This window comes from Mesorhizobium sp. AR07, from assembly GCF_024746815.1.
Classification (GTDB): domain Bacteria; phylum Pseudomonadota; class Alphaproteobacteria; order Rhizobiales; family Rhizobiaceae; genus Mesorhizobium.
The window spans coordinates 1,600,900-1,621,992 of the sequence record NZ_CP080525.1; the positions used below are offsets into that span (position 1 = coordinate 1,600,900).

The window sequence follows — 21,093 nt, forward strand, 5'->3', positions numbered from 1 at the left end:
TCCGATGGATGATCAGACACAAGCTCTCGCGGCAGGCCCTGCCCCTGCCGACCCTGCACAGGGCGGGCTGGCGGCTAAATTGCCACCGCATGTCTGGTTCGGTGTCAGCGCCGTCTTCCACTATCTCGGGCCGGCATTCGCCGTGCTGCTTTTTCCGCATGTCGGCGTGCTTGGCATGGCGTGGCTGCGCATCGCCACCGCCGCCCTGATCTTCGCGCCGCTGACCCGTCCATGGCGAACCTTCGCCCGCGCCGATCGCTCGACGCGCCTGCTGTTGCTGGCCTTTGGTGCCTGCCTGGCGGTGATGAACTGTTCGTTCTATCTGGCGCTCGACCGCCTGCCGATCTCGCTGGTGGCGGCAATCGAATTCGTCGGCACCATCGGCGTCGCATTGATCGGGCTTAGAAGCCCGCGCAATCTCGCCGCCCTTGCCGTTGCCGTCACCGGCACTCTGCTGCTCATCGACGTCAAGTGGTCGAGCGATCCCCTTGGCCTGTTCTGGGCGTTCCTCAACGGCGCGTTGTTCGTCGGCTACATCGTGCTCGGCCACCGGGTCGCTCGCGCGGGCGCCGGCGACGGCATCGCCGCCCTCGGCGGCGCCATGGCGATCGCCTTCCTCGTCGTACTGCCGATCGGCTTCACCGATGCGCTGCCTGCCTTTTTATCACCATTGCTGCTTCTCGCCGCCATCGGCGTCGGCATCTGCTCGTCGGTCATTCCCTACATCTGTGACCAGCTCGCCATGTCGCGTTTGCCGCGCGCGAGCTTCGCGCTGATGCTGTCGCTGCTGCCGGTCACAGCGACACTGATCGGCGTCATCGTACTGCGCCAGATTCCAAGCCTGACCGATTGCATCGGCATTTTTTTGGTGGTTGCAGGTGTTGCCTTCCACAAGCCGGCGCGCTGAAACAACTAAGCCAGCTTCTCCTTCAGGAAAGCGACCGTCCTGCCCCAGGCGAGATCGGCCGCCTTCTTGTCGTAGCGCGCCGCCGAGGTGTCATTGTTGAAGGCGTGGTTGGCGCCTTCATAGACATAGACCGTATATTCGACATGCGCCGCGTCGAGCTCCTTCTTGAAGGCGTCGATGCCGGCATTGGTGCGATCGTCCAGCCCGGCATAGTGCAGCAGCAATGCGGCCTTGATCTTCGACACGTCGGCCGCTTTCGGCTGCATGCCGTAATAGGCGACACCGGCGCTGAGATCGGGCGCGTTGACGGCCAGCATGTTGACCGTGCCGCCGCCCCAGCAGAAGCCGACGGCGCCGACCTTGCCGTTGCCATCCTTGTCGCGCTTGAGGAAAGCGACCGTCGCCACGCCATTGGCGGCCGTCTGCGACGGATCGAGCTTGGCGAACAGGTCGCGCGCCTTGTCTTCATCGTCAGGCGTGCCGCCGAGCGGCGACATAAAATCCGGCGCCAGTGCCACGAACCCTTCCAGCGCCACGCGCCGCGCCACATCGCGTATATGCGGGTTGAGGCCCCGGTTCTCATGCACCACGATGACCGTACCGAGCTTGCCTGTCTGACCGGCCGGCCTGACCAGATAACCCTTCATGTCGCCGCCACTGCCGGGATAGCTGATGTCCTCGCCTTTCACGCGGGGATCGTTGTCGGCAACGATTGCCGCTTGCGCCGAATTTGCCGCCAAAAGCGGCGCGATCGCGGCCGCCGCCGCGCCCGATCCGGCAAGCCTGGTCAGCTGTTCCATGAAGCGGCGTCGGTCGAGCGTCAGATGGGTATATTCGTCATAGGCATCGATCATCGCCTGCGTGATGGCAGGCTTGCTGTTGACGTCGGTCATGGCGCGCTCCTTCTGTCTCGGGTTCTCGACGTTGGTATCCTTGCCGTTCGCAACATAGGGACGAGACCCTCATCGTCCAGTCATCGATGAGTGACATCCTTGTCATGTCGCGATCGGCCGGTGGAGGTCATGACCCTTGCGTCATCACATTCTTGTCATCGGCGACAAATCTTGATGGCGCTGCCACAATAGTAGGGGAGACTGGTCAACCTCTGCCGCGCCCTTGGCGCGGTCACGGTCCTGATCTGAAAGGAACGACGCCGATGACCATGCCCTCCCCGATCCTGGCAACTGCCTTCGTCGTTGCCGCGGCCGCCATTCTGACGCTGTGTGCGACCGTCGTTGCAGCAAGCCGGAAGCCCATGGTCAAGGTTCGCATCCGCCAGCGCCATCCGGTAAACACGAAAACCCAAGGTTGAGGTGAAGTCATGAACGTCCAGGATATCGTCAACACCGTCTCGCAGAAAGCGAACCTCGACCAGGCGACGACGGAGAAAGTCGTCGGCACCATTTTCTCGGTGCTCGAACACGAGGCTGAAGGCACGAGCGCCTCATCGTTTTTCGCCAAGATCCCCGGCGCCGACGACCTCGCCCACCAATATGACGTCATGGCCGCTGCTCCAGCCGGTGGCGGTGGCGGCTTCCTGTCGTCGCTGCAGGGTGCGCTTGGCGGTGTTCTCGGCGAGAAGGCGGGCGCGCTGGTCAACGGCCTTGCCGCGCTCAAGGCATCCGGGCTCGACATGGCGCAGATTCAGAAAGCAGGCACGACGCTGGTCCAGCAGGCCGAAGTCGCTGCCGGGCCAGACCTGACCAACCAGGTGCTCGGCTCGGTCCCCGGCCTGAAGAGCCATCTGGGGATCAGCTGAACGGCTCCCGGGAAACAGCCGTTCAACGCTCGGCGGCTGTCGCACTTTGCGGCAGCAGGCGCATCAGTTCTTCGGCGACCGTATCGAGCGGTGCGCTGTTGCCTTCCGCACGACACAGAATGAGCGCGCCCTCCATTCCCGCAACCGTGGCAACCGCGATGGATGCCGCGCGGGTGGACGGAACACCGGTAGCCTCCAGCTGATCTTTAAGGAGATCAACCCAGGATCGGAACGTCGAGCGCACCACCGCGATCAGGCCGCCCTCGCCCGGGCTGCTGTCGATGGCGACACCGGCGACGGCGCAACCAGATGCACCCGCGGAGGCCAACACCACCTGACGCCACAGATCGACGAAGCACGAAAGCACGTCCGCCGCCGTGGTGCCGGCGCAGGCGCGCTGGCGCCCTATCACCCACTCGCCGGTCAGGCGCACCGCATCTTGCGCAAGCTGGTGCTTTCCGTCCGGAAAATGGTGGTAGATCGAACCGCGCGGCGCCCCGCTGTCTGCAAGCACATCCGAGAATGACGTCGCGTTCACCCCGCGCGCGGCGATCAGCAATGCCGCGCTGCGCACCATCTTCGCCCGACTATCCGATTCCATCACGGCTCCATTGACTATGACGATCGTCATATGGCACTACTGAAGCTCCTATGATGATCGTCATACTCCCCGAAAGGATCATTTCATGCCCATGATCGACGTGTACGCTGCGAAAGGAACATTCCGCAACAAACGTGAGCTGACCAAGGCGCTTAACGAGGCGCTCATGCGGTGGGAGAAGGTGCCACTCATTCCATGGTTCACCGACAACACCGCCGCCTTCATCCACGAGATGGAGCCCGATTCACAGGCAAACGCCAATGGCGACACCAACTATGTGCGCATCCAGGTTCTGACACCGGTCGGCGTTCTCGATCGCGACAAGAAACTTGGCGTGACGAAGGAGATGACCGACATCATTGCCCTTGCGGCCAGTGATCCCACACTGAAGGAGCGCACCTGGGTCCAGATCGTCGAGGCGCCCGACGGCGGCTGGGGTATCGACGGGCATGCCTATACCAATGTGGAAATCGCCACGGAGGCCCGGCGCCAGCTCGCGGCGCGCTAGAAACTCGATTTATTTGCCCTACTTCGGCAACGCATAAGCCATCACATAGTCCCCCGGCTTGGTTCCGACCGAGCCGTGACCGCCGGCGACGATCACCACGAACTGGCGTCCGTCGGCGACCGTATAGGTCATCGGCGTCGATTGCCCGCCGGCTGGCAGCCGCGCCTGCCAAAGCTGCTTACCCGATGTCAGGTCATAGGCGCGCAGATAGTCGTCGACCGCCGCACCCAGGAAGGCGACGCCGCCGGCGGTGATCATCGGACCGCCAATGCCCGGCACGCCGACCTTCAGCGGCAGCGGCAGCGGCGTCATGTCGTAGATTGTGCCGTTGCGATGCTTGTAGGCGATGGTGCCGGTCCGCAGATCGACGCCGGCGACATAACCCCAGGGCGGCGCCTGGCAAGGGACCCCAAGCGGCGACAGGAACGGCCCCATCACCACCGCATAGGGCGCGCCCTCGTTGCGGTTCAGCCCCTGCTCGCTGCCCTTGGTGTTGTCGCCGGGCGGCGGCACGTCCGCGCGCGGGATAAGCCTGGACGTGAAGGCCAGATAGGTCGGCATGCCGAACAGCACTTGCCGCACCGGATCGACGGCCACGCCGCCCCAGTTGAACGTGCCGAAATTGCCTGGATAGATCAGCGACCCCTGCAGCGACGGCGGCGTGTAGCGGCCCTCATAGCGCAATTTGTGGAACGCGATCCGGCAGGCCAGCTGGTCGAACATGGTGATGCCCCACATGTCGGCATCGGTCAGCGGCTTCGGGTTGAAGGAAAGGTCCGACACCGGCTGCATCGGCGATGTTTGGTCGCCTTCGATGGCGCCGCCGGGCGCCGGCACGTCCTTGATCGCGATGACCGGCTCGCCGGTGCGGCGGTCGAGCACATAGAGGTCGCCCTGCTTGGTCGGCCCGACCAGCGCCGGCACCACCATGCCGTCGGCCTTGGTGATGTCGATCAGGCTTGGCTGCGCCGGCACGTCCATGTCCCACAGATCATGGCGCACGGTCTGCCGCACCCAGCGGAATTGCCCGGTGTTGAGGTCGAGCGCGGTGATCGACGACGAGAATTTCTCGACATTGGCGCTGCGCCCGGCGCCGAGTTGATCCGGCGTCTGGTTGCCGAGCGGCACGTAGAGCAGCCCAAGCTTCTCGTCGGCGCTCGGCGTCGACCACATGTTGGGCGAGTTGGCGGTATAGGTCTGGCCCGCCGCCAGCGGCGTCGTCTGGTCCGGGTTGCCGGAATCCCAGTTCCACACCAGGGCGCCGGTGCCGACATCATAGGCGCGGATGACGCCAGACGGCTCCTGCGTCGAATAATTGTCGTTGACCGCGCCGCCGACGATGATCTTGCCGCCTGCTATCAGCGGCGCCGAGGTCGAGTAGTAATAGCCCGATTTCGGATAGGGCATGTTGGTTAACAGGTTCAGCGTGCCGCCCCCGGCGAAGGCGGGACAGACCTGCCCGTTGGCGGCGTCGAGCGCGATCAGCCGCGCATCCGAGGTCGGCAGGTAGACGCGTGTCGCACAGGGCTGGCCGGCAGCGATGGCGGCATCGGCATAGTAGGACACGCCGCGGCAGGTCTGGTGCTGGCGATCCTTGTCGAGCTTGATCTTGGGGTCGTAGCGCCATTTTTCCTTGCCGGTCGCCGCATCGACCGCGATGGCGAAGTTGTGCGGCGTGCATATGTAGAGCGTGTCGCCGATCTTCAGCGGCGTCACCTGGTAGGTGGTCTCGCCGATGTCGTCCGGACCCTTCACATCGCCGGTGCGATAGGTCCAGGCGGGCTGCAGCTTGGCGACATTGTCCGGCGTGATCTGGTCGAGCGGCGAATAGCGCTGGCCATACTGCGTGCGCCCGTAATAGTGCCACTCGCCGGCCGGCACATCGCCGCCGAGATTGGCAGTAGGGATCACTTTGTCTGTATCGAGTTCGCCGGCGATGTCCTTGGGATCCGTCGTCATCGAATAACCAGCCACCGCCAACGACGCCAGAACGGCCAGGATCAGCGGCGCGCGCGCGTCGGGACCGGCCAGGCCCCGACGCGGCCACGGCGTCAGCAGCCATAGCGCCACAAGCACGATGATGCCGCCGCGCGGGCCGAGTTCCCACCAATCGAAACCGGTTTCCCACACCGCCCAGGCCAGCGTGCCGAGCACGATCGCCGCGTAGAGCCACAAAGCAGTCGACCGGCGCCGATAGAGCAGCCAGGCGGCGATCAGGAAGGCGAGACCAACGATGACGTAGTACCAGCTGCCGCCCAACATCGCGAGGCGGATGCCGCCGCCGCCAAGCGCCAGACCGATGAGGAAAAGGATGAGGGAGGTGATGGTGACAGCCAAGATGATACTCCTTCGACTGTTGCGCTTTGCGACGCCCAAGGACAGCCGGATGCACCGTTCTTGCCCCGCGCACAGCTTTCTCCCGCCCGCCCCGCCTGTCAAGCTGGCCCACACGCCAAGGTGGCAATCCCATCTTGCCTGCAGTCGGGTTTTCCAGCAGTCTGCGGTGGATCATCTCTCCCCTGGAGCAGGCAAAATGACGTCATTCGTTCCACCGCTGACGCGCCTGGCGCTTGCGCTCTGCTGCCTTGTCTCTCTCACCATGGCCGCGCCGGCGCAGACAGTCAGCGAGATCAACAAGGCGAACGGCTTCCACGAGATGCTGACGGCTATCGGCCCGGGTTTCGTCGCGGCCGTGAAATCGGCGCCGGGAACGCCGCCGCAAAAAGTTCAGGATGCCCTTGCGGCCGCCATGGAAGGTGCGTTTGATCCGGACAAGATGGAGACAGCCATCGAATCGCGGATGGGCGACAAACTGTCTGCCAAGGACTTGTCCGACCTCGCCTCATTCTACGCCTCGCCCCTGGGCAAACAGGTCACGGCGCTGGAAATCCAGGCTTCCACTCCGCGAGAACGGGAACGCAAGACGATCGAGGGCCCCAAGATCCTGGCCGAACTTCCGTCCAGGGATCCGGCTCGGCTCGCACTGTACAGACAAATCGTGGATGATCTCAGCGCTGTCGACACCGGAGAAGCCGTGGCCTTGAACATGGGCTACGCGATGCTTTCCGAGATGCTGGGGGCGGCCGGAAAGGCCCTGCCCGACGACCAGATCATGGCCCTGTTGCGCAAGCAAACCGAAGGGCTTCGCCGTGACATCGAAACGGACGTCATGAATACAGCGGCCTACAGCTACCGGAATCTGCCGCTTGACGATCTCAAGCTTTACGAGGCTTTCCTGGCGTCACCCGCCGGCAGCCACTATTATGACCAGATGCAGATCGCCCTCGGCGCCGTGATGACGGATGAGGTGCGTTCGTTCGGACATCGATTTTTCGTCGCCCTCGGCTATCGCAAGGCCTGAGCGGCGATATCAGGCACTTTACCGGAACAAAACGTAGACACTTCTGGCCTTTCGCCGCCGAATCACTACATTCGGGGGAGATGTCCGGCTTTTCCGAAGACATGCCCTTTTTCGACGAACCCAATGCGCGGCCCGCGGCCCCGTCGGGCATTGCCGCGCGCGCCATGGCTGCCCGCGGCGGCCACAACAATGCGCCCGACTATCTGAAGGGCCTCAACCCGGAACAGCGGCTGGCGGTGGAGACCACCGAAGGTCCGGTCCTCGTGCTGGCCGGCGCCGGCACCGGCAAGACGCGTGTGCTGACCACCCGCATCGCCCACATCCTCGCCACCGGCAAGGCCTTCCCCTCGCAAATCCTCGCCGTCACCTTCACCAACAAGGCCGCGCGCGAGATGAAGACCCGCATCGGCCATCTGGTCGGTGAAGCCGTCGAGGGCATGCCGTGGCTCGGCACCTTCCACTCGATTGGAGTGAAGCTGCTTCGCAGACATGCCGAGCTTGCCGGTTTGCGCTCCGACTTCACCATCCTCGACACCGACGATGTCGTGCGGCTGATCAAGCAGCTGATCCAGGCCGAGGGCTTGGACGACAAGCGCTGGCCAGCCAAGCAATTTGCCCAGATGATCGACGGCTGGAAGAACAAGGGCCAAGGCCCGGCCGACATCGCCGAGGGTGACGCCCGCGCCTTCGCCAACGGCAAGGGCCGCGAGCTCTACAAGGCCTATCAGGAGCGGCTGAAGACGCTGAACGCCTGCGACTTCGGCGACCTATTGTGCCACCCGATCCGCATCTTCCGCGCCAATCCGGATGTGCTGAAGGAGTACCACAAACGCTTCAAATACATCCTCGTCGACGAGTATCAGGACACCAACACCGCGCAGTACATGTGGCTGCGGCTTTTGGCGCAGCGGCCCGATGGCAAGCCGATCTCCCCCCTTGAGGGGGAGATGTCCGGCAGGACAGAGGGGCGCGCCTCGCGCCGACAGGCTGGAGGGACAGCGCCCCCCTCTGTCGGCTCCGCCGACATCTCCCCCTCAAGGGGGGAGATTGGGCGCTCTTCGGCTGAAGCTCGTGCCACCGTCAATATCTGCTGCGTCGGCGACGACGACCAGTCCATCTATGGCTGGCGCGGCGCCGAGATCGACAACATCCTGCGCTTCGACAAGGATTTTCCAGGCGCGACAATCATCCGGCTGGAGCGCAACTACCGCTCCACCGCACATATCCTTGGGGCTGCCTCCCACCTCATCGCCCACAATGAGGGCCGCTTCGGCAAGACGCTGTTCACCGACCGCGACGAGCCGGAGGACGGCAAGGTGCATGTCCACGCCGCCTGGGATTCCGAGGAGGAAGCCCGCGCCGTCGGCGAGACCATCGAGACCTACCAGCGGCAAAAGCACAATCTCAACGACATGGCGATTCTCGTGCGCGCCTCCTTCCAGATGCGCGAGTTCGAGGACCGTTTCGTCACGCTCGGCCTCAACTACCGCGTCATCGGCGGCCCGCGCTTTTACGAGCGCATGGAAATCCGCGACGCGCTGGCCTTCTTCCGCGTCGTCGCGCAAGGCGCCGACGACCTCGCCTTCGAGCGCATCGTCAACGTGCCGAAGCGCGGCCTGGGCGAGACCACCATCCGCCAGATTCACGACACGGCGCGCGCGCTCCGCGTGCCGATGCTGGAAGCCTCCGCCAAGCTCGCCGAGAGCGACGAACTGAAGCCGAAGCCACGCGCCGCCTTGCGCGAAGTGGCCGCCAATTTCGAGCGCTGGCAAAAAGCGCTGGAAACCACGCCGCACACCGAACTCGCCGAGACCATTCTCGAAGAGAGCGGCTACACCGACATGTGGAAGAACGACCGTTCGGTCGAAGCCCCCGGCCGGCTCGAAAACCTCAAGGAGCTGATCCGCTCGATGGAGGAGTATGAATCGCTGCGCTCCTTCCTCGAACATGTCGCGCTGGTCATGGATGCCGAGCAGAATGCCGAGCTCGACGCCGTCAACATCATGACGCTGCATTCGGCCAAGGGCCTCGAATTCGAGACCGTCTTTCTGCCCGGCTGGGAGGAAGGCCTGTTCCCGCACCAGCGCGCGCTCGATGAAGGCGGCCGCTCCGGACTGGAGGAAGAGCGGCGCCTGGCCTATGTCGGCCTGACCCGCGCCAAGAAGAACCTGCATCTGTGGTTCGTCTCCAACCGCCGCATCCATGGCCTGTGGCAGTCGACCATCCCGTCGCGCTTCCTCGACGAACTGCCGGAAGCCCATGTCGAGGTCGCCGAAAGCGGCAATTCCTACGGCGGCTATGGCAATTCCTATGGCGGCGGTTCCTTTGCCTCCGGTCGCGGCGGCCAAGGCGCGGGAAGACAAAACCCGTATGGCGCGTCGCGCTTCGACAATGTCGGCGCCGACACCGAAAAATCAGGCGCATTCTCCAACACCTACGCGACACCGGGCTGGCAGCGCGCGCAGGCCAACCGCACCGAGGCGACAGACCGCAACTGGGGCTCGCGCTCCGGCCACCAGGTCGAACGCATCGGCTATGGCGAGACCGATTCCGGCTACGGCGCCGGGCGCACCAGCGTCAAAGGCCGCACCATCGACGGCGAACTGGTCGCCAAATCCGTCGCCGACAAGCCGTCCCCCTTCAACGTCGGCGACCGCGTCTTCCATCAGAAATTCGGCAACGGCAACATCTCGGCCATCGAAGGCAACAAGCTGACCATCGACTTCGACAAGGCCGGCCAGAAACGCGTGCTGGACGGGTTTGTCGCGGCGGTGTGAGTGTCCGCCTGCCCTGTTGTCCTACAAGCGATCGCCTTGTGTATGCGTCTACTTTGACGATACGATCATCACTTCAACATCCAACATATCCAGTAGTGGGATCATTTCTCTGGCGGAAGCCCCACCTTCGTCATCCACGGGCGGAGCAGGAGCGAAGCGACGCAGCGCAGACCCGAGGATGACGAAGCGATGGGCGTCTGCGCCAATCGTCAAGGCATGCGGTTCGCCAAGGAAACAGCCCCTCACCGATAGCGCGCCTGATTCCACTTATGCCCGAGCAGCGACAGGATGATGATCAGCCCGTTGAAGAACTGCACATAGAAGCCGCTCAGGCCTGCCGCCACGACGCCGGTCTGGATGAACGACACGGTGACGGCGCCGATCGCGCCGCCGACCACGGTGCCGATGCCACCCCAGGTCGGCGTGCCGCCGACGAACACCGATGCCAGCACCGGCAACAGATAGCCGTCACCCGCGGTCGGCCACCAGGTGAAGTTGATCATCACCGAGAAGGTGCCGGCGATCGCAGCACCAATGCCGACGAAGACGAACACTTTCACCCGCACGCGCTTGACGTCGATGCCCATCTGCTGGGCGCTGTCGGGATTGTCGCCGACCACCCTCACCTGGGCACCGAAGCGGTGGCGGTTGTAGAGCATCGCCGACAGCACGACGAAGGCGATGGCCCAGAAGATCTGCACCGGGATGCCGTAGAGCTGGCTGGAAAAGATCGTGTGGGCCCAGCTGTCGGCAAGGCCGCTCAGCGACATGGACTTGCCCTCGTTGACGATCTGGATCAGGCCGCGCAGCAGGAAATTCATGCCGAGCGTGGCGATCAGCGACGACAGCCCGCCATAGACCACCAGCGAACCGACCAGGAAACCCAGCAGCATGCCGGTGACGAGTGCGGCGGCGATGCCGAGGAACGGGTCGTAGCCGGCCTGCACCACCAGCGCGAAGACCCAGGAAGCAAACCCCATCGTTGCCGGAAACGACAGGTCGATCTCGCCGCAGGTGACGACAAAGACCAGCGGCACCACCACGAACAGCGCCACCGGCAGCGTGGTCAGCACTGAACTGTAGAGATACCAGGTGGTGAAGACGGTCGGGTTGGCGATCATGAACACCGCCATCATCACCACGAACACGCCGAGCGTGCCGAGCGACGCGCGGTTGTCGAGGACGAAGCCGCGCAGCCATTGATCGGATGGGTGTTTCCACTCTTTCTGCGGAATGCCGGCGGCCGGCTCGTGCAGATCGGGCTCCATGGTCTTGCTCATCGTGTTGCCTGCTCCGCGTCGCCGGCGTCGTGCAGCCCGGCGAGCCCGCCAGGGTGTGCAACGTCTTCCATGAAGTTGATGAGGTCTTCGGCCGACTTGACCTCGCGCCGGTCGGCGGTGAGCGCGACCTTGCCGCGATCGAGCACCACGAAGCGGTCGGCGATGTCGAAGACGTGGTGGATGTTGTGGCCAATGAACAGGATCGAGCGGCCGCTCGCCCGCACCTGGCGCACGAAATGAAAGACCTTGGCGGTTTCGGTCAGCGACAGCGCCGTCGTCGGCTCGTCGAGGATGATCAGGTCCGCCTGCTTGTAGATGGCGCGCGCGATCGCCACCCCCTGGCGTTCGCCGCCCGACAGCTGGCCGACGATCGACTGCGGCGTGAACACTTTCGAGGTGAAGCCGATCTCGCGCATCAGCCGGCTGGCTTCCTCGATCTCCTTGTTGACCTTCAGCCAGCCGAGGAAGCCGGTGAGCTCGCGGCCCATGAAAATGTTGCGCACGATCGTCTGCTGCACGGCCAGCGCCCGGTCCTGGAACACCGTCTCGATGCCGGCGTCGCGCGAGCGTGCTGCACTCCATCCAGTCACCGGCTTGCCGCGCACGAGAATCTCGCCGCTGGTCGGCCTGACCACGCCGGACAAGATCTTGATCAGCGTCGATTTGCCGGCGCCATTGTCGCCGATCAGGCCGACCACCTCGCCGCGATCGACGCTGAGATTGACTCCCCCCAGCGCGTAGACCTGTCCATAGGACTTGCTGATATCGCGCAATTCGATGAGGCGTTCGGCCATGGCGATCCTCGCTTGGTTTGCCGATGATGTTGCCGGTCGGGATCGAACCCGACCGGCATGCCGGGATTGCAGATCAGCGCAGCGCCTGCTTGGCGAGTTCGGCGACGATCTCGTAATTCTCAGGCGTGACGAAGCCGGCGCCGGTGTCGACATTCATTGGCGCCAGGCCCAGCACCACCTGCTGGCAGAGGCTGAGGATCGGCAGGTAGCCCTGCAGGAACGGCTGCTGGTCGGCCGTCAGTTGTACCCAGCCGCCTTTGAAGGCCTCGACGATCTGCGGGCTGGTGTCGAAGCCGAAATTGAAGATGTCGCCGGCTTTCCGTCCCGCCGCCTGCATATAGGTCGGCACATTGCCGAGCATCTGCCCGCCGGGATAGCCGACCGCCTTGACGGTGGGATTGTTGAGCAGTGCCGCGGTGATCACCGGGATCGCGAGATTCGGATCGGCTGCCCACTCGGGCAGCGAATTGATTTGAATGACGTCGATGCCGGCCTCTTTCAGAGCCGCGACTGTGCCACGCTCGCGCGCGCCGCGACTTTCGTTATCGAATGGGCCGATCATGATCGCCTTGTCGCCAGCCTTGAGCTTGGCCAGCTTGAACGCCTCGGCGCCGAGCGCGCGGCCCTGCTGCTCCTGCTGGGCACCGACATAGCCGCCGCCGAACGCCGCCGTCGCCTTCGGCACCGGTACGTTCTGGTACATCATCTTGATGCCGTCCTTATGCGCCTGTTCGGCCAGCGGCATGATCGCGGCGTCACCGGGGTGGCCCATCATGGCGATGCCACCAGGCTTGACCGCGACCGCCTCGCGCAATTGCTGCACCATCTTTTCGACGTCCCAGCCCGAGAAGATGTAGTCGACCTTCGGCCCCAGATCGGCCGCGGCCTGCTTGGCGCCATTGTAGACGATGGTGCCGAAGGCGTCGCCCTCGGCGCCGCCGACGAAGAAGCGGATGTGGACGTCCTTGCACCATTGGGCGTCGAGCGCCTGCGCAGGCAAGGTCGAGATTGCAGCGGCGAGCGCCGTGGCGGCGGCCACGACGGTCGAGCGCAGAACTGTCCTTTTCATCGTCATGCTCATGCACTTGTCCTCCCTTTTTTCCCTGGCCGAGCCGAGGGGTTTTTCGACGATCGCTTCGGCAGTGCGCCGTAATCTTCGCTGGCCGGCACCTCCGCCGGCCCGCTCTCACACCGGATCAGGCACGTAGCTGGCGCCTCCCCGGCATTGCTTCAGATACTCAAGCGCGCGTGCCTGTCCGGTGATTTCGAGATCGCCGCGATAGACCGGATCGTGCCAGCCCTCGATGTCGATGGCGCCCTTGTAGCCGGCCAGCCGCAATTCGCTGATCACCCGCGTCCAGTCGCTGTCGCCGAAGCCCGGCGTACGCATCTGCACGAATGGCAGCCGGCCGAACACGCCATGCTCGCGGATCACGTCCCAGCGCACCGTCGCGTCCTTGCCGTGAACATGGAAGATGCGCGGAGCCCATTTGCGGATCTGCGGCAGGGGATCGATCAGGTAGACGAGCTGGTGGCAGGGCTCCCATTCGAGGCCGAGATTGTCGTCGGGCAATTCGTTGAACATCCGCTCCCAGGCGTCCGGATTGTGGGCGATGTTCCAGTCTCCACCAGCCCAGTTGCCGTCCATCGCGCAGTTCTCGAAGGCGATGCGCACGCCCTTGTCGGCGGCGCGCCTGGCCAACGGCCCCCAGACCTCGTGGAAGCGCGGCAGGCTTTCCGGCAGCGGCTTGCCGCGCAGGCGGCCGGTGAAGCCGCTGACCATCGAGGTGCCGAACAGATGCGCGTTGTCGATCACCGTTTCCCAGGCCTGGAGCACGCCGCGATCGACATCCCCGCTCTCCAGCGGATTGCCGAACATGCCGATCGAGGACACCGTGACGTCGGCATCGCCGATTGCCTCGCGGATCTGGCCGGCGAGCCGCGGCAGGTCCTTGCCGCCCAGCGTCTGCCAGAAGAAGGGCTGGATGCTCTCGAAGCCGAGTGGCAGGATTGCCTTAATATAGGCGGCCGGATCGTCGAGGTTGGCTCGCACCATGGTGCCGATCCTGATGTCGAGAAGCGGGTTTGGCATCATTGTCCTCCCTGTGTGGAGATCGCTACCTTGCGTCCGGTTTCGGCGCTCTCGATGGCGCCGAAGACCATGGCCAGGCTCTTGATGTTGTCAGCGCCGCGCGTCTCCGGCTCGGTGCCGGTCTCGATGGCGCGCATGAAATCCTGGATGATGCCGAGATGGCCGCCGACCCGGTCGGCGGGATCGAGCGGCGGCACGGCGATCGGCTGGGTTTGGTCGAACAGGCCCTCCCGGACCGGCCGCACGACCTCTGCCTTCAGTTCATCATTGCCGTCCCAGACCAGGCTGCCGCGTTCCGCGACGATGCGCCAGCCACCTTCCCAGCTGCTGCGAAAACCGGTGGCGCACCAGCTGCCGGCATAGGTGAACAGCCGGCCGCCGCCGAGATCGAAGACAGCACTTGCCGACGATCCCTGCCGGTACCAGGAGTTGGCCGGCTCCCATTCCTGGCAATAGACACTGGCCGGCTCGCCATCCACCATGTAGCGGGCGGCGTCGAAGGTGTGGATCGCCATGTCGAGCAGCAGCACATGGGCCATCTCCTCGCGAAAACCGCCGAAATGCGGCGCGACGAAGAAGTCGGCATGGATGCTGGTCGCGGCACCGATGGCGCCGGAAGAGAGAAAGCGCCGGATGCGCCGGACATTGGCGACATAGCGACGGTTCTGGACGACGGCATGAATACGCCCGGCCTGGCGGGCGGCCTCGACGATTGCGCGCGCATTCTCCGGACTGTCGGCGAGCGGTTTTTCCGTCAGCAGATGGCAACCGTGCGCAAAGGCCGAAAGCGCGACCTCGCGCCGGGCAGCGGGAACCACCACGTCGAAGACGGCATCGGGCCTGGTCTGGTCGAGGACGGCGTCGAGACTGGTGCCGATGACGGCACTGGTGAGGTCGTATTCGCGCGCCCTCGCCTTCGCCCGCTCGGCGTCGAGGTCGACAAGGCCGACAATGGCGAGCCCGTCGATCTGCCTCGCGGCATCGAGCCAGTGCTTGCTCATCGCTCCGCAGCCGGCCAGGACGACTTTGATCATCCAGCGCTCCTCCCTGTTCGGTCCCTCCAGACCGATCGCCACGGCACTCACGGCATAGCCGTAAACGTTTTTCCGTAAACGTTTACGACAACACACCCGAAGGTGTAGAATGTCAATTGGCCGCCTGCAAAAATCGTCCTGTCGCCTTGGCCTGAGCGGCCACCGGTGCTAGCCAAGCAACGGGGAGAACAGTCACTTGGCGTCCAGCATCCACGACCTTGCACGTCACCTGAACATTTCGATCGGCACGGTGTCGCGCGCCCTCAACGGCCGCGCCGACGTCAATGCCGACACGCGCCAGCGCGTGCTCGAGGCGGCCAAAACGCTCAACTATTCGCCCAACCAGTCCGGCCGCAGCCTGCGGCAGGGCGCCACCCATTCGATCGCCTTCATGCTGCAGCCGCATCCGGGCGACCAGCAATATGGCGAGCCGTTCTTCATCCCGTTCCTGATCGGGCTGCAGGCCAAGCTCGCCGAAAGCGGGCTCGACCTGATCGTGGTCATGGGCGCGCCGGGCGACTACCAGCAGGAGCGCCTGCGTCGCGTCGTCGAGACGCGCCGCGCCGATGCGGTGGTGCTGGCCTGGACGCGGCGCGAGGACGAGCGCATCGATTATCTCACCCAGGCCGGCTTTCCGTTCGCAACGCTCGGCCGCAGCCGCTCGGGGGCCAAGTCCTACCCCTCGCTCGACCTCGATTTCGAAAAGGCTGGCGCTGACGCGGTCGATCGCTTGGTGGCGCGCGGCCACCGCCGCATCGCCGCCATCCGCCCGTCGCTCGATCTCAATTTCGGCTATCTGTTCCTCGACGGCTATCGCAAGGCCTTGCGGCGGCACGGCATCGAGGTCGATCCCGAGCTGATCGCGTCCGGCTTCATCAACGAGGCCGGCGGCTACGAGGTGACGCCGCAGGTCATGCGCTCCAAGAACCCACCGACCGCCATCATCTTCAACAATGACGCGATGGCGCTTGGCGGCTGCAAGGCGCTGGCAGAGACGGGCATCAGGCCGGGCCACGACATGGCGGTCATCGTCATCGTCGACACGCCGCTCTGCCGTTACTTCTCACCGGCACTGACCGGCTTCCGCCCGGCGCTGGAGCCGATGGGGCAGCGGCTGGCCGAAATGCTGCTGGCGTCGCTTCCCGCCTTCGCCGGCCCGCAAGGCCCGCGGATCATGCGCGAGGTCTGGCCGCTCGAACTGGTCGCACGCGACAGCGATCTGATGGACCTCAATCCACCTTCTTCTCGCCCCTCTCACCAGCCTTGACGATGTCGCCTGTGGTGAACAGGATTTCCTTCAGTTCCGCCCGCCAATCCTTCTTCTGGCGCAGCAGGAACTCGAGATCCATGCCGAAATGCTTGAACTCCTCGCTCTGCGCGTTCTTCATGATGGCGCGCGCCTGCGGGTCCTTCTCAACCGATATGCGCTGTTCGTACCAGCCGATCGCTTCCGCCTCCTCGATCAGCGAGGTGATCATGCGGGCAAAGGTCCGCACCTTCTGCGACAGTTCTTCAGGCGGTTCGTGATACTGGTCGAAACCCATGCCGTGGTTCTCCTTGCGTGATGGATCGTGGAAAGTCCGTTGCGCACCAGACGTCAGGCGTGCCCTATTGAATGCCCAGCCGCGCTACTGGTTCCGGATCACTGCCGCCTTGCCGGGTCAAAAGGCGGCGCGGTAGTGTCCTCTCCCTTCACGCAAAGCAATTTGATCAGCAAAGAGGGTCGGCATGTCTCGCAAGCCATTCTTGCCGCTCCTCGGGCGCCGATCGCTGCTGCCGGCTTTGCTTGTCCTGCTGGCGGCGGCGATTTTTCTTGCCGACACCGTTACCAATCTCGAGATCGCCGTCGCGGTCTTCTATGTCGCGGTCGTCCTGATCTCGGTTCGCTATCTCGACAGAAGCCGGGTGGTGATGGTGGCGTCGGCCTGCATGGCGCTGACCGTGCTGAGCTTCTTCATGACGCGGGCGGGCTCGATGCCGGCGGGCTTGATCAACTGCGCCATCAGCCTGGTGGCGATTGGCGTCACGGCCTATCTCGCGCTGCGCGCCGCCGCCGCCGAGGCATCTGCGCGCGAGGCGCAGGCCCAGCTTGCCCACATCACGCGGGTGACGGTGCTCGGTGAACTGACCGCCTCGATCGCCCACGAGCTCAACCAGCCGCTGGCGGCAATCGCCATCAATGGCAATGCCGCCCTGCGTTGGCTGGCTGGCAAGCCCGCCAATCTGGACGAGGCAGGCAAGGCCGCCGAGCGAATCGTCAGGGACGCCGAGCGCGCCAGCGACCTGATCAAACGGCTGCGCGCCCTCACCAGACGGGCCGCCACCAAGGCGGTCTGGCTGGATGTCAACCAGATGATATCGGACACGCTGACCCTCGTTCAGAACGAAGTCGGCGCAAACCGTGTCTCCTTGCGGACCGAACTGGCTGCCAATCTGCCCCAGGTCCAGGTCGATCCGGTGCAGATCCAGCAGGTCGTCCTCAACCTGATCCTCAACGCGCTTGAAGCGGTAAGCGGTGAGGAAGAGCGCGACGTGGCGATCCTCACCAGCGGCCTTGGCAAACCCGGCGAGGTGGTGATTGCCGTCCGCGATTCCGGCCGGGGCCTGAACGGCGTCCAGATGGACCGGATTTTCGACGCCTTCTACACCACCAAGCCGGATGGATTGGGCATGGGGCTTGCCATCAGCCGCTCGATCGTCGAGAGCCATGGTGGACGCATCTGGGCAAGCCCGGAGGCGCCGCGCGGGACCACCTTCTCCTTCTCGCTGCCAGCCGGCAAGGCGGCGTCGCGCGAACCAGACCGGTGAAACCAATGAACAAGCCGAAACAGATGGTCTTCGTCATCGACGACGACCCCGCCATTCGCGAAGCACTCGACAGCCTGTTGCGGTCGGTGGGACTGGAGGTGCGCGGCTTTGGGTCGGTTGCCGAGTTCATCGGCGCATCGAGGCCGGATGTCCCGTCCTGCCTGGTGCTGGACGTGCGCTTGCCGGGCAAGAGCGGAATGGATTTCCAAAATGAATTCGTCCGCTCCGACGACCCCTTACCCGTCATCATCATGACCGGCCATGGCGACATCGCCATGTCGGTACAGGCGATGAAGGCCGGCGCCGTCGATTTCCTGCCAAAGCCGTTTCGCGAACAAGACTTGCTCGACGCTATCGCGTCGGCGCTGGAAAAGGATCGGCTAAGGCGGATCGAGGCGGCCGAACTGACCGTGCTGCGCGACCGCCTGGCGACACTGAGCGAAGGCGAACGCAGCGTCGTGACGCTGGTGGTGCTGGGACGCCTCAACAAGCAGATCGCCGGCGAACTTGGCGTGAGCGAGATAACCGTCAAGGTCCGCCGGGCGCGAGCCATGCGCAAGATGCAGGCCGGCTCGCTGGCCGAACTGATCAAGATGGCTGGCCGGCTGGGATTCTAGCCGCTTGCGCGAGCAATAAATCGTGCTTTTTCAGGGCATTGCCGGCGGATCCTTCGGTCCGTGACCGGCAGCGATATGCCTTGGGTAAGCGGGCGTATACTTAAGATTCCGGCGCCTGCGTTGACACTCCGTGAGCGGCGGGCGTAAGGCGGCGTGGCTTCGGCTGATCGAAGCATCAACACAGATCGAACAGATATGGACAGCTATCCCAGTCGCTGTCCGGATACGGCCGCAGGCACGGTCCGGACATTGGCCCCGTCAACACAAATGGTTTCCGGCATGTGGCGCCGGTCGGGCCTCGGCAGGGCATAACCGCCTGCGGCTCGCCTTGCCGTCCTGCCGGACCGCAAGAGGTGAGCCATGAACACCAACATCATCCCCTTCCGCACGCGCCTTGCCTCGCGCCATCTCGCGCATGCCAGGTTCGCCGCCAGCGCGTCTCGCGGCAGCGCCATTGCCTCCGGCACGTCATCGACGCGGCTTGTCTGCGTCTGGCGGCGCGGTGCCGCGGATGGCCGGCTGGAATGCCGCTGGCAGAAGCCCGTTTCCGAAGAGGGCGTCAGTCGTCGAACGGCCCTCACCCGCTTCGCTGCCTGAGACTTTCACTGACACGGCACGGTCCTCCCCGCTGATGATCGAGCTCCTGCGTTCGGCGCGACCACCTCCCGGTCGCGGCCTTTCGCATGCCCGAAATCATCAGGGCTCTCGCCCCAATTGCTTTGGGCAAGGGCGTGAGCCGACATCCAATCAACATGCAATTGGCACATCATCCGGAGGCCGGCCATGATCTTCCTGCCGCACAACCGCACATCCCTTGGCGAGGCCGCGGCGCTTGCACGCGGACGCATCGCGCCCAACGTCTACGACATCATCGCTTTCGCCATGCTGGCCGCGCTGCTGGTGCTGCTGGCGCATGGAGCCGCCGGCATGCGCGCCCCGAGCACACTGCTCTCGACATCGCCGGTGACGCTCGATCTCGCCAACCTGCCGGAATACGCGCTGCGCACGACATTGCGCATGTTCGCCGCGATCGTGGTATCGCTGATCTTCACCTTTACGGTGGCGACGCTTGCCGCCAAGAACCGCCGCGCCGAAATGGTGATCATTCCCGCACTCGATATCCTGCAGTCTGTGCCGGTGCTGGGTTTCCTGACCTTCACCGTGACCTTCTTCATGGGCCTGTTCCCCGGCAGCCAGCTGGGCGCCGAATGCGCCGCGATCTTCGCCATCTTCACCAGCCAGGCCTGGAACATGGCGTTCTCGTTCTATCAGTCGCTGCGCACCGTGCCGGGCGATCTCGACGAGGTCAGCCGCGGCTTCGGCCTTTCGGCCTGGCAAAGGTTCTGGCGGCTCGAGGCGCCGTTCGCCGCCCCCGGCCTTGTCTGGAACACGATGATGTCGATGTCCGGCGGCTGGTTCTTCGTCGTTGCTTCCGAGGCCATCACCGTCGGCAACACCACGGTGCAGCTGCCCGGCATCGGCTCCTGGCTGGCGCTGGCCATCGACAAGCAGGATTTCAAGGCCGTGGCCTGGGCCGTCCTGGCGATGGGCATACTCATCCTGCTCTATGACCAACTGCTGTTTCGCCCGATCGTCGCCTGGGCCGACAAGTTCCGTTTTGAACAGACCGCGGGCCAGGAAAAGCCCCGCTCCTGGGTCTACAACGTCCTGCGCCGCACCCGGCTCATCAAGACCGTCGGCCTGCCGGTCGCCTGGATCTGGCAGCGCGCCATGCTGCTTCGCTTCGGCAGGCGGCGGGCGGCGGAAGCCACCGTCGCAACACGGCGGTTTTCGCGGACCGTCGACCTTGTCTGGCTGGCATTGGTGCTCGTTGTCGCGCTCTGGGGCATGGTCGAGACAATCACCTACCTCCACCAGACGCTCGGCTGGGACGATGTCGTCGTAGCCTTTAGCGGCGGCCTTCTCACCCTGTTGCGCGTGATCGTGCTGATCGCGCTGGCAAGCGTGATCTGGGTGCCGATCGGGGTCTGGATCGGCTTGCGGCCGGCGGTTGCCGAACGCGTGCAGCCGCTGGCACAGTTTCTCGCCGCATTCCCAGCCAATGTGCTGTTTCCGTTCGCCGTCATTGCCATCGTCGCCACGGGCGCCAACCCGAGCATCTGGCTGTCGCCGCTGATGATACTGGGCACCCAGTGGTACATCCTGTTCAACGTGATTGCCGGGGCCAGCGCCTTCCCGTCGGATCTCAAGGAGGCGGCCGGGGTCTTCAAGATCCGATCCTGGTCGTGGTGGCGCCACGTCATGCTGCCAGGGATCTTTCCCTACTATGTCACCGGGGCGCTGACCGCCTCCGGCGGCTCGTGGAACGCCTCGATCGTCGCCGAACTGGCCAGCTGGGGCAATACGAAGCTCGAAGCGTTCGGGCTCGGTTCCTACATCGCCAAGGCCACCGAAGCCGGCGATTTCCCGCGCGTCATTCTCGGCATCGCCGTGATGTCGCTCTTCGTCACGCTCTTCAACCGCGTCCTCTGGCGCCCGCTCTATGTCTTCGCCGAACGCCGCATGCGGCTCGACTGACCCCATTCTTCAGGAGA

General features: G+C 64.4%; 20 protein-coding genes. 11 read left to right on the top strand and 9 right to left on the bottom strand.

The genetic code is table 11. From position 1 onward, the window contains the following. Positions 1-4 precede the first annotated feature (4 nt). Entirely contained in the window at positions 5-907 is a 903-nt protein-coding gene (locus BPNPMPFG_RS08240; RefSeq protein ID WP_258594606.1) for an EamA family transporter, read from the top strand. 5 nt (positions 908-912) lie between these two features. On the opposite strand, the gene BPNPMPFG_RS08245 is transcribed toward BPNPMPFG_RS08240, so the two are convergent. Next, on the bottom strand, positions 913-1,800 hold the full coding sequence (locus BPNPMPFG_RS08245; protein ID WP_258594607.1) for a dienelactone hydrolase family protein: 888 nt from the start codon (positions 1,798-1,800) through the stop codon (positions 913-915). A gap of 263 nt (positions 1,801-2,063) precedes the next feature. Here BPNPMPFG_RS08245 and BPNPMPFG_RS08250 point away from each other — a divergent pair, with 263 nt between their 5' ends. Continuing rightward, complete coding sequence (locus BPNPMPFG_RS08250; RefSeq protein WP_258594609.1) at positions 2,064-2,219, top strand: hypothetical protein; 156 nt, start codon at positions 2,064-2,066, stop codon at positions 2,217-2,219. 9 nt (positions 2,220-2,228) lie between these two features. Then, positions 2,229-2,666: a hypothetical protein gene (locus BPNPMPFG_RS08255; RefSeq protein ID WP_258594610.1), complete on the top strand. Its 438-nt coding sequence runs from the start codon at positions 2,229-2,231 to the stop codon at positions 2,664-2,666. A gap of 22 nt (positions 2,667-2,688) precedes the next feature. On the opposite strand, the gene BPNPMPFG_RS08260 is transcribed toward BPNPMPFG_RS08255, so the two are convergent. Continuing rightward, positions 2,689-3,243, bottom strand: coding sequence for a TetR/AcrR family transcriptional regulator (locus BPNPMPFG_RS08260; RefSeq protein ID WP_258594612.1), 555 nt, complete (start codon positions 3,241-3,243; stop codon positions 2,689-2,691). Between the two features lie 109 nt (positions 3,244-3,352). Between BPNPMPFG_RS08260 and BPNPMPFG_RS08265 the strand changes: the two genes are divergently transcribed. Then, positions 3,353-3,775 carry a tautomerase family protein gene (locus BPNPMPFG_RS08265; RefSeq protein WP_258594613.1) on the top strand — a complete coding sequence of 141 codons (423 nt, stop codon included), beginning with the start codon at positions 3,353-3,355 and terminating at the stop codon, positions 3,773-3,775. 18 nt (positions 3,776-3,793) lie between these two features. Here the strand turns inward: BPNPMPFG_RS08265 and BPNPMPFG_RS08270 are convergent, their stop codons facing one another. After that, entirely contained in the window at positions 3,794-6,112 is a 2,319-nt protein-coding gene (locus tag BPNPMPFG_RS08270) for a glucose/quinate/shikimate family membrane-bound PQQ-dependent dehydrogenase (protein WP_258594614.1), read from the bottom strand. Between BPNPMPFG_RS08270 and BPNPMPFG_RS08275 the strand changes: the two genes are divergently transcribed. Further along, positions 6,099-7,136 carry a DUF2059 domain-containing protein gene (locus tag BPNPMPFG_RS08275; protein ID WP_258594616.1) on the top strand — a complete coding sequence of 346 codons (1,038 nt, stop codon included), beginning with the start codon at positions 6,099-6,101 and terminating at the stop codon, positions 7,134-7,136. The genes BPNPMPFG_RS08270 and BPNPMPFG_RS08275 overlap by 14 nt on opposite strands. Before the next feature lie 80 nt (positions 7,137-7,216). Next, entirely contained in the window at positions 7,217-9,913 is a 2,697-nt protein-coding gene (locus BPNPMPFG_RS08280; protein WP_258594618.1) for an ATP-dependent helicase, read from the top strand. A 242-nt stretch (positions 9,914-10,155) separates the two neighbouring features. Here BPNPMPFG_RS08280 and BPNPMPFG_RS08285 read toward each other — a convergent pair whose 3' ends face one another. The 5 genes from BPNPMPFG_RS08285 to BPNPMPFG_RS08305 form a co-directional block, all read right to left on the bottom strand. Next, complete coding sequence (locus BPNPMPFG_RS08285; protein WP_258594620.1) at positions 10,156-11,193, bottom strand: ABC transporter permease; 1,038 nt, start codon at positions 11,191-11,193, stop codon at positions 10,156-10,158. Continuing rightward, positions 11,190-11,987, bottom strand: a complete 798-nt coding sequence (locus tag BPNPMPFG_RS08290) for an ATP-binding cassette domain-containing protein (protein WP_258594621.1) — start codon at positions 11,985-11,987, stop codon at positions 11,190-11,192. Before BPNPMPFG_RS08290 ends, BPNPMPFG_RS08285 begins: the two co-directional genes overlap by 4 nt. Positions 11,988-12,060: 73 nt before the next feature. Continuing rightward, a complete protein-coding gene (locus BPNPMPFG_RS08295; protein ID WP_319945980.1) occupies positions 12,061-13,068 on the bottom strand; it encodes a substrate-binding domain-containing protein in 1,008 nt (335 codons plus the stop codon). 105 nt (positions 13,069-13,173) lie between these two features. Beyond that, positions 13,174-14,079 carry a sugar phosphate isomerase/epimerase family protein gene (locus tag BPNPMPFG_RS08300; protein WP_258594624.1) on the bottom strand — a complete coding sequence of 302 codons (906 nt, stop codon included), beginning with the start codon at positions 14,077-14,079 and terminating at the stop codon, positions 13,174-13,176. Further along, entirely contained in the window at positions 14,079-15,113 is a 1,035-nt protein-coding gene (locus BPNPMPFG_RS08305) for a Gfo/Idh/MocA family protein (protein ID WP_258594626.1), read from the bottom strand. Before BPNPMPFG_RS08305 ends, BPNPMPFG_RS08300 begins: the two co-directional genes overlap by 1 nt. 196 nt (positions 15,114-15,309) lie before the next feature. Between BPNPMPFG_RS08305 and BPNPMPFG_RS08310 the strand changes: the two genes are divergently transcribed. Further along, positions 15,310-16,380, top strand: coding sequence for a LacI family DNA-binding transcriptional regulator (locus tag BPNPMPFG_RS08310; RefSeq protein WP_258594629.1), 1,071 nt, complete (start codon positions 15,310-15,312; stop codon positions 16,378-16,380). Here BPNPMPFG_RS08310 and BPNPMPFG_RS08315 read toward each other — a convergent pair. Next, positions 16,343-16,657 (bottom strand): ferritin family protein, encoded by a 315-nt coding sequence (locus BPNPMPFG_RS08315; RefSeq protein WP_064988189.1) that lies wholly within the window; start codon positions 16,655-16,657, stop codon positions 16,343-16,345. The genes BPNPMPFG_RS08310 and BPNPMPFG_RS08315 overlap by 38 nt on opposite strands. A gap of 184 nt (positions 16,658-16,841) precedes the next feature. Between BPNPMPFG_RS08315 and BPNPMPFG_RS08320 the strand changes: the two genes are divergently transcribed. The 4 genes from BPNPMPFG_RS08320 to BPNPMPFG_RS08335 all read left to right on the top strand — a co-directional run bounded on the left by BPNPMPFG_RS08320 (position 16,842) and on the right by BPNPMPFG_RS08335 (position 21,076). Beyond that, positions 16,842-17,921: a sensor histidine kinase gene (locus BPNPMPFG_RS08320; RefSeq protein WP_258594630.1), complete on the top strand. Its 1,080-nt coding sequence runs from the start codon at positions 16,842-16,844 to the stop codon at positions 17,919-17,921. Between the two features lie 5 nt (positions 17,922-17,926). Then, the gene (locus BPNPMPFG_RS08325) at positions 17,927-18,538 is read left to right on the top strand and encodes a response regulator transcription factor (protein ID WP_258594631.1); all 612 of its coding nucleotides are present in this window, start codon (positions 17,927-17,929) and stop codon (positions 18,536-18,538) included. A 360-nt stretch (positions 18,539-18,898) separates the two neighbouring features. After that, on the top strand, positions 18,899-19,135 hold the full coding sequence (locus tag BPNPMPFG_RS08330) for a hypothetical protein (protein WP_258594633.1): 237 nt from the start codon (positions 18,899-18,901) through the stop codon (positions 19,133-19,135). Positions 19,136-19,321: 186 nt separating this feature from the next. Continuing rightward, a complete protein-coding gene (locus BPNPMPFG_RS08335; protein WP_258594634.1) occupies positions 19,322-21,076 on the top strand; it encodes an ABC transporter permease in 1,755 nt (584 codons plus the stop codon). Positions 21,077-21,093 lie beyond the last annotated feature (17 nt).

Excerpts from the sequence above, each read along its gene's own strand:
- BPNPMPFG_RS08250 (WP_258594609.1), top strand. The coding sequence starts at position 2,064 with ATGACCATGCCCTCCCCGATCCTGGCAACTGCCTTCGTCGTTGCCGCG.
- BPNPMPFG_RS08240 (WP_258594606.1), top strand. The coding sequence starts at position 5 with ATGGATGATCAGACACAAGCTCTCGCGGCAGGCCCTGCCCCTGCCGAC.
- BPNPMPFG_RS08260 (WP_258594612.1), bottom strand. The coding sequence starts at position 3,243 with ATGGTGCGCAGCGCGGCATTGCTGATCGCCGCGCGCGGGGTGAACGCG.
- BPNPMPFG_RS08245 (WP_258594607.1), bottom strand. The coding sequence starts at position 1,800 with ATGACCGACGTCAACAGCAAGCCTGCCATCACGCAGGCGATGATCGAT.
- BPNPMPFG_RS08335 (WP_258594634.1), top strand. The coding sequence starts at position 19,322 with ATGATCTTCCTGCCGCACAACCGCACATCCCTTGGCGAGGCCGCGGCG.
- BPNPMPFG_RS08330 (WP_258594633.1), top strand. The coding sequence starts at position 18,899 with ATGAACACCAACATCATCCCCTTCCGCACGCGCCTTGCCTCGCGCCAT.
- BPNPMPFG_RS08305 (WP_258594626.1), bottom strand. The coding sequence starts at position 15,113 with ATGATCAAAGTCGTCCTGGCCGGCTGCGGAGCGATGAGCAAGCACTGG.
- BPNPMPFG_RS08275 (WP_258594616.1), top strand. The coding sequence starts at position 6,099 with ATGGTGACAGCCAAGATGATACTCCTTCGACTGTTGCGCTTTGCGACG.
- BPNPMPFG_RS08280 (WP_258594618.1), top strand. The coding sequence starts at position 7,217 with ATGTCCGGCTTTTCCGAAGACATGCCCTTTTTCGACGAACCCAATGCG.
- BPNPMPFG_RS08290 (WP_258594621.1), bottom strand. The coding sequence starts at position 11,987 with ATGGCCGAACGCCTCATCGAATTGCGCGATATCAGCAAGTCCTATGGA.
- BPNPMPFG_RS08320 (WP_258594630.1), top strand. The coding sequence starts at position 16,842 with ATGTCTCGCAAGCCATTCTTGCCGCTCCTCGGGCGCCGATCGCTGCTG.
- BPNPMPFG_RS08265 (WP_258594613.1), top strand. The coding sequence starts at position 3,353 with ATGCCCATGATCGACGTGTACGCTGCGAAAGGAACATTCCGCAACAAA.
- BPNPMPFG_RS08300 (WP_258594624.1), bottom strand. The coding sequence starts at position 14,079 with ATGCCAAACCCGCTTCTCGACATCAGGATCGGCACCATGGTGCGAGCC.
- BPNPMPFG_RS08315 (WP_064988189.1), bottom strand. The coding sequence starts at position 16,657 with ATGGGTTTCGACCAGTATCACGAACCGCCTGAAGAACTGTCGCAGAAG.
- BPNPMPFG_RS08285 (WP_258594620.1), bottom strand. The coding sequence starts at position 11,193 with ATGAGCAAGACCATGGAGCCCGATCTGCACGAGCCGGCCGCCGGCATT.
- BPNPMPFG_RS08255 (WP_258594610.1), top strand. The coding sequence starts at position 2,229 with ATGAACGTCCAGGATATCGTCAACACCGTCTCGCAGAAAGCGAACCTC.
- BPNPMPFG_RS08295 (WP_319945980.1), bottom strand. The coding sequence starts at position 13,068 with ATGAGCATGACGATGAAAAGGACAGTTCTGCGCTCGACCGTCGTGGCC.
- BPNPMPFG_RS08325 (WP_258594631.1), top strand. The coding sequence starts at position 17,927 with ATGAACAAGCCGAAACAGATGGTCTTCGTCATCGACGACGACCCCGCC.